This is a genomic window from Bacillota bacterium, from assembly GCA_013177945.1.
In the GTDB taxonomy this organism is placed as follows: domain Bacteria; phylum Bacillota; class DSM-12270; order Thermacetogeniales; family Thermacetogeniaceae; genus Ch130.
Map to the genome: position 1 here is coordinate 1 of JABLXW010000055.1, position 11,569 is coordinate 11,569.

14 protein-coding genes and 1 CRISPR repeat array are annotated in these 11,569 nt (G+C 55.1%); all 14 genes read left to right on the forward strand.

Translation table 11 applies throughout. The annotated features are described in order from the left end of the window. Positions 1–299: prepilin peptidase (locus HPY58_14215; protein NPV30767.1), on the forward strand; the 299-nt coding region annotated here is incomplete at its 5' end. Positions 300–360: 61 nt separating this feature from the next. Beyond that, the gene (locus HPY58_14220; protein ID NPV30768.1) at positions 361–549 is read left to right on the forward strand and encodes a hypothetical protein; all 189 of its coding nucleotides are present in this window, start codon (positions 361–363) and stop codon (positions 547–549) included. 70 nt (positions 550–619) lie between these two features. Continuing rightward, positions 620–1,573: a hypothetical protein gene (locus HPY58_14225; protein NPV30769.1), complete on the forward strand. Its 954-nt coding sequence runs from the start codon at positions 620–622 to the stop codon at positions 1,571–1,573. Between the two features lie 90 nt (positions 1,574–1,663). Next, on the forward strand, positions 1,664–2,563 hold the full coding sequence (locus HPY58_14230; protein NPV30770.1) for a hypothetical protein: 900 nt from the start codon (positions 1,664–1,666) through the stop codon (positions 2,561–2,563). Between the two features lie 70 nt (positions 2,564–2,633). After that, a complete protein-coding gene (locus tag HPY58_14235) occupies positions 2,634–2,891 on the forward strand; it encodes a hypothetical protein (GenBank protein ID NPV30771.1) in 258 nt (85 codons plus the stop codon). Between the two features lie 14 nt (positions 2,892–2,905). Continuing rightward, entirely contained in the window at positions 2,906–3,640 is a 735-nt protein-coding gene (locus HPY58_14240) for a VanW family protein (protein ID NPV30772.1), read from the forward strand. A 23-nt stretch (positions 3,641–3,663) separates the two neighbouring features. Next, positions 3,664–3,837, forward strand: coding sequence for a hypothetical protein (locus tag HPY58_14245; protein ID NPV30773.1), 174 nt, complete (start codon positions 3,664–3,666; stop codon positions 3,835–3,837). Further along, a complete protein-coding gene (locus HPY58_14250; GenBank protein NPV30774.1) occupies positions 3,830–4,783 on the forward strand; it encodes a hypothetical protein in 954 nt (317 codons plus the stop codon). Before HPY58_14245 ends, HPY58_14250 begins: the two co-directional genes overlap by 8 nt. 138 nt (positions 4,784–4,921) lie before the next feature. Then, positions 4,922–5,575 carry a hypothetical protein gene (locus HPY58_14255; protein NPV30775.1) on the forward strand — a complete coding sequence of 218 codons (654 nt, stop codon included), beginning with the start codon at positions 4,922–4,924 and terminating at the stop codon, positions 5,573–5,575. Between the two features lie 29 nt (positions 5,576–5,604). Then, entirely contained in the window at positions 5,605–5,781 is a 177-nt protein-coding gene (locus HPY58_14260) for a hypothetical protein (GenBank protein NPV30776.1), read from the forward strand. Beyond that, positions 5,762–6,067, forward strand: a complete 306-nt coding sequence (locus HPY58_14265; GenBank protein NPV30777.1) for a hypothetical protein — start codon at positions 5,762–5,764, stop codon at positions 6,065–6,067. Before HPY58_14260 ends, HPY58_14265 begins: the two co-directional genes overlap by 20 nt. A 215-nt stretch (positions 6,068–6,282) precedes the next feature. Further along, positions 6,283–8,484 (forward strand): hypothetical protein, encoded by a 2,202-nt coding sequence (locus HPY58_14270; protein NPV30778.1) that lies wholly within the window; start codon positions 6,283–6,285, stop codon positions 8,482–8,484. A gap of 471 nt (positions 8,485–8,955) precedes the next feature. Further along, positions 8,956–9,648: direct repeats of the CRISPR family, unit length 30 nt; unit sequence GTTTCCAGCCTACCTACGAGGGATTGAAAC. A gap of 249 nt (positions 9,649–9,897) precedes the next feature. Then, positions 9,898–10,896, forward strand: coding sequence for a ParM/StbA family protein (locus tag HPY58_14275; GenBank protein ID NPV30779.1), 999 nt, complete (start codon positions 9,898–9,900; stop codon positions 10,894–10,896). A 326-nt stretch (positions 10,897–11,222) separates the two neighbouring features. Continuing rightward, positions 11,223–11,516 (forward strand): hypothetical protein, encoded by a 294-nt coding sequence (locus HPY58_14280; GenBank protein ID NPV30780.1) that lies wholly within the window; start codon positions 11,223–11,225, stop codon positions 11,514–11,516. The last annotated feature ends 53 nt before the right edge of the window (positions 11,517–11,569 follow it).

Genomic DNA, 11,569 nt, shown 5'->3' on the forward strand with positions numbered 1-11,569 from the left:
AGGTAAAAATGTTCTGGGTAATTTACGGTGCTTATTTTGGGGCTTTTGTTGGCAGCTTCCTGGCCTGTGCCGCCTACAGGCTACCACGGAGGATCCCCCTCGGTGGGTACTCCCGGTGCGACGCCTGTGGGACTCCGGTGGGGTTCTGGGTCTACCTGCCAGTGCTTAACTATCTTCTCCTGCGGGGCAGATGCCGGGCATGTGGGAGCCGGATTCCGCTCAGGTACTGGCTGGCGGAGGTGGCAGGGGCGGGTATTGGTGCGGTGGTGGGATCTTACCTAGTCTTCGGCATTGGGTAGTTAGCGTTGTGCTACTGGGGCTTGATCGGAGCCCTTGCTCTGCGGGCGGTACGCTTTTGACGTGGAGGTCTTGCTGTGGGCGCGACTTTCTGGACTGCACGTGGTAGAGGTGCCCGTCGCCTGGCGTGAGAGGCCGGGGTCGAAGGTGAGGCTCCTCCGGGACGGGCCGCGGATGCTGGATGCGCTTTGGCTGCTCCGGCGGGAGTACGGGGCGTTGTCGGTGTTTGTGCCGGGGGTGGAGCGGGCGTGACGTGGTTTCTTGCCTTTATTGTCCGACAAAAGGAGGAACAGCACAGATTTTTTGAAGGAGGGAAGCTGCGATGAGAAGACGATTACTTGTTACTGTACTTGCTATTCAGTTGTGTGTTTTGATGGGTGGTCTGGAGGCATTTGCTGCCGGTGCACCGACAAACTACACGGTTAATATTCCTTATGCAGAGCCTTATTATCCTCCCAGGAATGGCCAGTTAGAAGTAATGTGGCAGTTTAATGTTCCCAGTGGTCACAAGGTCATAGCTATTTCCGTTCAGTTATATAATCCAGATTATTACTATTTTTGTGGATATAAAATTGTCGTTGATGGAGTAGTTGTTAGAAACGGCTTGGTCCGCCCTTCCAAAACTATAACTGTGACGTGGATAGGAGAAGCATGGTCAAGCGTTATCATTGGTCGTTACGCACATCAGTATACCTGGTATGGCGCGCTTGGAATCAACAGCGGGACGCTATCTAACATAAGCTATGCGGCTGATCAGGCAACTGCTGAAGCTGCAAAGGCCAGTGCTGATGCAGCAAAAACCGAGGCGATTAACGCCAAGAACGCCGCCGACACCGCAGCCACCATCGCGGCTAACGCCAAGGCTTCCGCCGATGCCGCGAAGACAAGCGCTGATACCGCGGCCGCCCGGGTCTGGGACTCCGTGGAGAGCAAGTCTGCCGCCACCCTCGCGAAGGAGGCCCGTGACAAGGCCAACCAGGCGCTGACCGAGATTCTCAATGTCAAGGTCTCTATCGGTCCCCTGATCCTCAAGGTCTCCGGCCGCAACAACGCCACCTGCACCAGGGCCACCTCTTTTGACGTGGTGATCCAGGCTTCCGGCGCAACCGAATTCCGCGTGAAGGCCGACACCGGCTCCTGGAGCGAGTGGGTGCCGGTGGGGTCGGTAGCGACCGCCACGGGCATCATCGGTTCCGGTGCGCATACCGTCTACGTCGAAGCCCGCAACGCGGCAGGTGCGATGGCCACGGGTCAGATGACTGTTTTTAAAATCTAAAAGAGGAGGAAGAAAGTATGCGGACATTTGAGATGGTTACTAGGAAAATGGCAAAAACTGGAGCGGGGGGGGGCGACATACTCTAATTTATTGCTTGTGGTATTAGTTTGTTTTGTTGTCGTGCTTCTGCCCGTTTCGAAGGCCGATGCCCTGGATTTTTCGTCCAGCTCTGGCTTAGGTAACATTTGGTATATCGCGCGGCTTTCAAACGCCTCCACCACGTCCCAGATGCAGATGAGATTCAGCAACGACGGCAACCTCTGGTCGGCGTGGGAGCCGTTCCAGCAGACGAAATCCTGGGACATCACGAACCCGACCTACGGCGGCACCTCCTCCGCGGGCATAAAGAGAGTCTACGTACAGGTATGCGACCAGGCCCAGAATGTCGCCCTGGCCGTGGCCGAGATCGGCTACAACCCGGCGCCCCCGACCGGGAGCGTAAGCATTGTCGGCGGTTCCTCTGGCACCTGGAACGGTCAGCCCGCGCTGTTTACGAACTCGGACAGTCCTACATTGAGCCTGAGCTACTCGGGCGCGTCTCAGGTGCGGTTCGACCCCGGCACGGGCGTCTGGGGCGACTGGGAGAGCTACGCCAGCCAGAAGACTGTCTACCTGGTGAAGAGTCAGGGCGCCTGCCGCCTGCGCGTGCAGGTTAAGGACGCCTACGGTGTTGTGTCTGCTCCGCAGGAGTTCATCGTCGTGGTCGACCCGGCGCCGCCGACGATCTCCAGTCTGCGCGGCCTGAACGGGGCCACGGCAACCAGAACATCCTCGGCCATGCTGGAAATCACTGCTTCCGACAACCTGCCCGGCACCTTGCAGTATAGATACCAGGTGAACGGCGGAACCTGGTCTTCCTGGGCCAACCTGACCGGAAGCACCATCTCCGTTTCCGGCCTGGCGTCTGGAGCGAACCGGATTACGGTCGAGGTAAAGGATGCGGCAGGAAACGCCGCACAAAAGAGCCTGACGATGTTCAAAGTTGCGTAAGTCGTAACTAATTCGAAAACCCCGGTTTTTTACAAGAACCGGGGCTTCTTTTTTTAAAAAACCGAAAGGAGTGGTCATTATCCAACCGCTGCCGGAGAATATTCCCGGATCAAGTACAGACTTTGGAAACCTTCGTGTCGGAGATTCTGTAACCGTCCGCTGGAACAAAAAAGAAGGGAAGGAATCGCAGTTCTACAACTACGGGCGGGAAGGGGTCGTTGTCCAGATAACCGAAAAGTTCGTAACCATCAGGAGCCCGAGCGGGTATAAGTTCTGCGTGGGGATCCACCACCTGAGATCAGGGGCACTCTTAAAGAAGGCGGGGTAGAGGTCGAGGTAGAGGTGCGCTGGCTCAAGGGTGTTCTGCTTCCCGCCCTGTTACTCTGCGCTGCCCTCGGTCTCCTGGTGCTGGGCTTCCACCTGCGCCCGGCCCCCGCCCCTGCTCAAGCGCGGGATGCGCCCGCCCTGGCCGGGCGCTTTCTCAAAACCAACCGGGGCGCCCTCGACCTGAAACGAAAACCTGCTTTTTTCTTCGGGCCCCACGTTCCCCTCGAATTCTTCGAAGAAATCGCCCTACTTCCTCCGGAGAAAAGGCCGCACCTCGTGGCGCTGAGCGGAACGAAGCGAGAAATCGACTCCCTGCTCCGGCGAGCGGGCCTGAGAGAAAATTACTGCACCTGTTCGGGCGCTTCCCCGACCGACACCGTTCCGTCCCTGGTCTGGGCGAAGGACGGGCGGGTTGTCTGCTATACCTGTTCCGTTGCTTTAGAGGAAATCCGGGAGATGAAGTACCCCCTGCTCCTCGCCGCGGCCGAAATCCCGAATCCCCCGGGCCCGGGTGGAAACAACGCTATCAGGGCGGCAGAGTCCATCGATGGCGCAGTTGTGGGGCCGGGGGAAGTGTTCTCTTTCTACGAACACGTGGGGATCCCCTCTGCTGGCCGGGGCTACCTTCCGGCGCGTAGCCTAATTGAAACTTCCGAGGGCCCAGAGTGGATCGAGGACATCGGGGGCGGAATCTGCCGGACGGCGACCGTCCTGCAATTCGCGGTCGAAAAAGCGGGACTGGAGGGGTAGAAAAGCACTCACATACGGAGCCCGTGACCTACGCGGCCCCAGGGGAAGACGTGGCGGTGGCGCGGAGCTCGGGTTGGGATTACAGGTTTAGGAACAATCGGGAAAGGCCCGTGGAGGTCGTAATGAACTGGACCGAGGGCGAATTAAAAGTAGAAATTTGGGAGCTTAAAAAGACAGAAGGAGGCGATTGTGATTAAAAAACCAGTCTGGCCCGCCCTGCTCCCCCTCCTGGGCGGAGCGGTCTCGGCGGGTGTGTTCTACGCACTAACCTTTGGTTACCCGCAGCAGCTTGACCTGATGGCCGTTCAGGGCTGCGCCGCAGGTTCTGGGGCGCTCTTCGCTACGGCCATCGGATTTCTGCTGAGGGGAACCCTTGGGTCAAAGGACAATCTCGGCAAAAAAGAAGAGCCGGGGGCGCTGGAAGAGCCTGAGCCTGTCGCCATGATTCTGCGGAAGCCGGAAGCTGAAGCAGCAACACTGCTGGGCGTAAGCGGGTTTGTCAGCGCAGCCGAAAAATCCGATGTCGTCGAAGATGCCGCTGAAGGTGAAACAGTGGCAACGGCAGGGGAGGTGTTTGTATCCGGCCCTAGCCCAGAAAGTAACTTGCTCGAAAAATCTGTTGGCCAAAAGAAATCCGAAGAAGGCGCTGATGTCTTTAATCCCGTTGAGACGGAGTACACCGATCACCGGAGCCCTTATGGAGAGCCGGTTGGAGGGCCGGATGTTCTGGAGCCAACGGAAATGCCGTTTGATGAGTTAAGTCAAGAGCCAGAAAAAGCTGGCGGGGAAAATCTCAACGAAAAACTGGAAAACGAGGAGGAAGATAACTTGCATCAAACAGATTATGGAGTTTGTGTAGGACTGAAAGAATCACATGAAGCGTTCGTGCCTGTTGGAGAGATACAGGCAGCAGAGCCGGAAAAAATCGAACTGAAATCTGCCGGCGCGAGAGCACAGTCTTTTCTCGAAGAGTTAATGAATCTGGTCGAAGCTGTAAAGCAAGCAGACAGAAAAATGGAGGCAGTAGCAGAGAACAGCGCAAAGCTAAAGGAACTGATTAAAGAAGCTGAGAATTGTCTATCTGAAAAGTTCCGAGAAATTGAAGTGCTGTTGGATAAAATCAAGGAAGAAGCGCAAGGTTAAGGTTAACGAAAGCCCCGGCTGTACAGCCGGGGCTTTTTTTTGAGGTGATGTCTTCTGCAGAAAAGACTTCTTGTAATCCTTTGCATCGTAGTTATTTTATTCCTTAGCACTATTGTTGCATGGCAAGTGAACAAGCGCGTGCCTATCGCCCGGGCAGCCGGAGACCTTTTGGGCGCTGTTATCTCGGGGGACGCGGAGCGGGTGGGCAGGCTCTCCACCGGCTCCGTCGCCTGGCGCGTGAAGAACGCCGAGCAGTTCGTCACCGCCGAAGCTGCTGATATCCGGATTTCCGTTCCGAACGTAGGAAACGGTTGGGCCGAGGCCCAGGCGTTCGTCGAGCTTGTCTTACAGGACGGATCTCGCGACGCCGGGTGGTACAGGCTCGAACTGATACGCAAAAACAACGGCTGGAAAGTTGCGTCGGCGTCAGAAGTAACCCCTTGGCCGTCTGGCTTGTGGGGCTTCGCTGGAAAAAGGGATGCGCAAGAAACGAAAGAAACGCTTGCTTCGTATCTGAGGAACCTGGCAGAAAACCGCTTCCAGGAGGCCGGGAAATATCTGTGCGGGCCTGCTCGGCGGGCGCACGAGAGGGGCGCAGGCGTACTCGAAAAAGCTTCGTTGTTCAGGCATGTCGAGAGCGTCAACGTCGCCCCGGTCTGGCGCAAAGGAAACATGATGGCCTGCCGGGCGGAGTACAAAATCGACGGCAGGCAGGTAAGCGTGCTGGTAAGGTTTTTAAAATTGCAAGATGGCTGGCATATACTTGGTGTTTCACAGGTTTCACAGGACTGAACATTTTCAGGAAAGAGGGGGAAATTTTCTTGCTTGACAGCGAAACAATCGATTTGCTTCCGCAATTCCTCGAAACTGTTGCCAAATTAGGTTTTTCGCAAGAGCATATAGAAGGAGAAGATTGCCTGCTGTTCATAAAGAAGCAACCGATAAAAACCGGCAGCCACGAGAACAGGGGGCTGAACTGTGCAAAAAAATTGCTTTAAAAAGGGGCGAAAGAAGCCGAGGGATAGGTTGGTATACCTCCCAAAATTTTCTCTGATTCTAGGGGCATTTCTGGCGCTTCTAGGGGTGTTTCTTGCAGCCGGGTATGTGCTTGCGGCTTCCTGGGGCTACAAAATTACCGTCTCCGATACCCCCTCCACAATCGACTTCACGAAAACATCCGCAGTTGTCGACACCACCTTAAAGTTATCGGGCGATGAAGACCTGGATGGCGATGGAAACTTCGATGACTGGGATGTATTAGAGGCGATCGTAGAGGAGTTGTAACTTCCTCCCCACCCCTTTAGGGGTAGGGCCTTCCCACGGTGGTCTTGTAACTTATAATTTCTCTCAGTTCTAAGGAGGGCATTCCATGTGCTTGGCAGATCTGATAAATACTTTGCAAACCGTCCAGAAAAATGGCACCGGCAGCCACGAGAACAGGGGGCTGAACTGTGCAAAAAAATTGCTTTAAAAAGGGGCGAAAGAAGCCGAGGGATAGGTTGGTATACCTCCCAAAATTTTCTCTGATTCTAGGGGCATTTCTGGCGCTTCTAGGGGTGTTTCTTGCAGCCGGGTATGTGCTTGCGGCTTCCTGGGGCTACAAAATTACCGTCTCCGATACCCCCTCCACAATCGACTTCACGAAAACATCCGCAGTTGTCGACACCACCTTAAACGAGATCCGGCTCCCGAAGTATGCTCCAAAAATTGCCGCATTCTGGAACGACGAATACCTGGACTACGTGGTCCTCACTCCGACGAAGCTCATCCATTATTCTTTCGATGGTTCCCAAATGGTTGAAAATGCAATTTTGAACGTCTCCGGGCTCTCCAATCCCCTGGCCGCCTTCACCTCATCGCCGTATCCCGACGTTATCGTGGCGACCTCAACCCAGGTGACGCACTACTCCTTCGACGGCACCGGAATGTTCTCCAACCCCGCTTTGTCCGTTTCCGGGCTGACCGGGGTTGTGAGCGTGGGGGCGCGCGACGTGGATGTCGCCACGCTGGCCCAGGGGCAGGTCAGGTACTTCGGCTGGACGGGTACGGAAATGGCCGAAATCCCGGCGCTCTCGGTAACATCCGGCTTGAATAACCCCATAGACTTCGCCCTCTTTCCCGACAACTACGACATGGTTATTCTTGAGCCGAATCAGGTGCGGTACTTTAATTCAACGGGTGGCAGCATGACCGAAAATCCTGCCCTGGCGATTACCGGCCTGACCGCCCCGAAGGCCGTGGCCGCGGCGGACGGTAGAAACGTTGCCGTCGTGGACGGCACTCAGGTGAAGCACTATACTTTTGACGGCTCAGGCTTCAGTTATAATTCTGCTCTTTCGGTAACTTCCGGTCTCAGCGCTCCCACGTGCGTCGCCCTGCGCCCGGGAACTTACGACCGGCTCATCGTGGACGGGGACCAGGTTAAATACTACATGTGGGACGGCTCCGAACTGGTCTACAACCCTCAGCTGTCGGTTACGGTGGCCGGGCTGCAAAATGCTGGTGGGTACGCTCCCAGTGCGGTTGTACAATCGCTGGCCTTTGATCCCGGCAACAGTGTTTCTTACGTCAGGGTACGCGCGTACCACTACCTCCCCGAAGGAACATCCGTTACCTGGTCGGTCACGGCAGACGGGACAACTTGGGTGAAGAAGTACCGTGTCCGGGGTCTTCCAGGCGGAGCAACGGCCTGCGAGGTCTCGCCTGACAACGGGGCGAGCTGGAATTCTATCGGGGATGAATCTAAGGCCTGGCCTGCAACGAATACGTATGAGCTCTGGGCGGACGTATCACCCGGTAGGAGCGTGAAGTGGAGAGCAGAGCTTGTCACTACGAACCCGCAGGTTACGCCGAAGATAAAAGCTCCGGTACCTGGGACAGATATTGCCGTCCTGCTGGAAGCAGGCAATCCTCCTGAGAAGCCAGTCATTCCGGAGCAGGGTTCCTGCTACACCACAACAACACCAACTTTTTCCTGGAGCTTTTCGGATCCGGATCCTGGAGATGTCCAGTCCGGCTACGAAGTAAAAATCGTTAAACTAGACGATACTCTGATTTACGAAACCGGCTTTGTTTCCTCTCCGGAACCGAGTTTTCGGGTACCGACAAGCCAGGACCCGGCAGTGCCAGGGCCCCTCTGGGCAAGCGGAGAATATCAATTCAAAATCCAGGTCCGGGTGTACGACAGCATGGGTATTCCCTCGGAATGGAGTGATCCGGCTGACTTCTGCGTTATCGGCTTTGAGAGAGTCAGGATCAGAGAAATCGTCTCCGCTCCTGCAGGGCAGGCCAAACCTAACCCTGACGACCCGGCGACGCACATTATGATCACTGAGGGGATGACTCAGAGCCAACTTCCAAAAACCAAGGCTGGAGGAAAGGTGGGGGTACTCGTCGACTCTGTGGGCCCGCTCTCGAGCTTCACGGCGCGGTTCCCGTACCTTTCGACCGAGGCCACCGTCGGCTCCGTCTCCGTCATGGCGACGAACGGAACAAACCAGAGAAGGCTCATCGAGTTCTGGACGGACGCCAGCCTCGAGGTCTGCCCTTCCGAAACGCTCGTAAAAGGCGAATTCTCCGGCTCCGGAGCAGCGGGAGCGACGAACTTAAATCTTCCCCCATACGCGGCGGGGGTGGTGGTAACGGAAGGGTCAGTTTATAGCGACTGGTTTGTGGTGTTACAAGGAAGAAAGACCAGTTGAACGAGGTGCAGGGCGTAAAATTCCTTGCACCTTTTTTCTTTTTTTAAGGTCTTTTTTTGGGGGGGTGATTTCTTGGAATACCCCGAAGTTACAATTCTGACCTGCCCCAAACTAAAGACAGCAAGAGCCAAAGGCATTTCCGGCAGGTTCGTAAAAGTCGTGTGCGACGACCGAAAAAAGCTCGAAGCATGGGCTATTTCCCACGGCATCCCCGTCTCATGGATCCACCTAAGTCGGAGGGGAGTGCCACATATAGATCTTTGGGGCAGGCGTATCAAGCTTAAGTAACGTTCTTGCTTTTCAAACATTTGTTCTGGTATACTTATTTTTGGTGATTTATGTGTCCAAACTCTACAACTGCCCCGTGGAAGTCTATTTATTGCCCAACGGCCTACCCCTGGCCTTCCACTGGCGCGGCTTCTGGTACCGAGTGGCGAAATGCACGGTTGTCAAGGGAAAAACAGTCATACCGTGGTACTGGTTCCAACGAGGGATTGAAACGTGGATGCTTAGATTTGCGAGGTATGTTGAGTAGGTGTTTCCAGCCTACCTACGAGGGATTGAAACAGACACTTCGCGACCACCTCCCTATTGAAACCAACAAGTTTCCAGCCTACCTACGAGGGATTGAAACCATTGGGGACACAAGCCTGCTTCCTGACGCTTCATCCGGTTTCCAGCCTACCTACGAGGGATTGAAACCAAGGCAGCAGCCAGGATCGCCAGGTCGTCATCCTGGTTTCCAGCCTACCTACGAGGGATTGAAACTTAGCATTGGTCGCTAATTCGTATAGGGCTTTTTGGGTTTCCAGCCTACCTACGAGGGATTGAAACGTAGTCTATGCTGAGGTTTTAAAGGGTGCGTATTTGGTTTCCAGCCTACCTACGAGGGATTGAAACACTGGATAAGGTTTATATAGTGAAAGTGCGTGTTGTGTTTCCAGCCTACCTACGAGGGATTGAAACAATTTTTATTTCAACAAAAGAAGGAATTTTCATTTTGTTTCCAGCCTACCTACGAGGGATTGAAACTCTACAAAACTATCCTGAAAACGTGACCTGAAAACCGTTTCCAGCCTACCTACGAGGGATTGAAACTAACTTTGCTCATGAAAAACAAATCATTCTGATCTCGTTTCCAGCCTACCTACGAGGGACAGAAACAAGAGTATGGACTAAACCAGTTGGTTGTCTTTGAGATCCGGATAGCTGCTGCTTGACTTCTTCCTTTCTCCCTGAAAAAAGGGGACTTCCTAAAATCTCAGTTTACGTTGTTTTGTCCCTTTCCGACCGCCCGCGCTTTATTAAGCGTGGGTTTTTAATTACCCCGGCCTTTTTTGAGCCGGGGTTTTTCACTTTGTGGGCCTCATACGTGTTTATCGAGGAATCAGTACTTGAGGAAGGTGGTTTCAAATGTATTTAAGCGTTGACATTGGCTACGGCTTCACGAAGGCGGTCTCGGACGCCGGAACGCAGGTTTCCTTTCCTTCGGCCGCGGCCCCGGCGGTTACCGACCCCCTGGGTGGCGTCTTCAAAGACGGCGCTGGCTACCGCGTCCGCGTCTCCGCCATCGGCGGCGCGGAGGAAAAGCTGGTCGGGGATGCTGCCCTCCAGAGCCTGGCTGTACAGGGTTTTGTCGCCCAGCAGGAGAAGCCCCAGGGCCTGCATGACCTGCTTCTTCTCACAGCGGCCTATCTATGCGGTGCCGGGACGGACGCGGTTGCTGCCGGAGGAAACACTGACCTGGCGGTCGGTCTGCCCCTTTCCTTCTACCGGGCGCAGAAGGATGCTCTGAAGGAGAGGCTCTCGAAGCTGAGCGCCTGGGTGAGCGTAAATTTCGGTCGAGAAAGGTATGTGTCTTTCGGAAAAGTGGCGGTATTCCCTCAGGGAGCAGGCATTCTTGTTTCTCTGGGAAGTTCGCTTCCAAAGAGCGGAATGGTCGGCGTGATCGACGTTGGCACCTATACAACTGACTTTCTGCTCTTTGAGGTCAGAAACGGTTTTCCCGTTCCCGTCCCCGAAGCCTGCGGGAGTGTCGAGGCAGGGATTCACCTTGTCCATCGTGCCCTGGCCGCGGCGTTCGAGAGGCAGACCGGAGCTCCCCTCCCGGCGCGGATGCACCAGCAGGCGCTGGAGAGGGTTCGGAATGGAGAGGAGATCTCCTACCGGGGCAGGGTAGTCAACCTGGCTCCCGCCTTCGCCCGGGCGAAGCGGGAGGCGGCGGACGCAATCGCTTCCCACGTCCTTGCGGCCTGGGGGGACAGGACGGGGTTTCTCTCTCTGGTTGCCCTGGCAGGGGGAGGCGCGCTCCTCTTTGGAGAGATCCTGGCCGGGTACTTCCCGCGGGCGGTGCAGGTCCCCGACCCGGTGTTTGCCAACGCCCTTGGGTATTTAACGATGCTTTCCGGGTAGCTTCATGTACGGAACGGAAAAATGCTGACCACGCCTGATGTCTGGCGAATTTTTAACGGCGTTTGTCCGTACAGGCGGCTTGCTGGCGCTGTGAGTGTGCAGTTTGTACGTACAAGGAGGGGCAAAATGACCCGGAAAGGCATGAAACGACTGGACTTGTGGCTTCCGGAAAACCACCCGGTTTTATGCTTTCCGGGTAGCTTCATGTACGGAACGGAAAAATGCTGACCACGCCTGATGTCTGGCGAATTTTTAACGGCGTTTGTCCGTACAGGCGGCTTGCTGGCGCTGTGAGTGTGCAGTTTGTACGTACAAGGAGGGGCAAAATGACCCGGAAAGGCATGAAACGACTGGACTTGTGGCTTCCGGAAAACCACCCGGTTTTCAAATATCCTCCTGGCTCCAGGGTGAAAGTGGCGCGGCAGTGGTTGGACCTGGGAGCACGACTTTCGGGAGTAGAAAAAAAACTAACGGAATTAGAGGAAAAGCTGAACAATATCTCCTTGCAAGAGTTCACCAACAATGAAGACCAAAGAGATAAGGAAAAGGGGAGGCTCGTCTCTTCGCCTCCCTTTAATGTTGATGCTTTTGCGAAGACGCTCACAGATATCTTTGGATGAACCTCCCCAGGGCCGCGCAGCGGTCGACTATTAGTTCGAGAATTTCTTCTTGT

Coding starts and splice junctions, on each gene's coding strand:
- HPY58_14275 (NPV30779.1), top strand. CDS start 9,898: ATGTATTTAAGCGTTGACATTGGCTACGGCTTCACGAAGGCGGTCTCG.
- HPY58_14225 (NPV30769.1), top strand. CDS start 620: ATGAGAAGACGATTACTTGTTACTGTACTTGCTATTCAGTTGTGTGTT.
- HPY58_14280 (NPV30780.1), top strand. CDS start 11,223: ATGACCCGGAAAGGCATGAAACGACTGGACTTGTGGCTTCCGGAAAAC.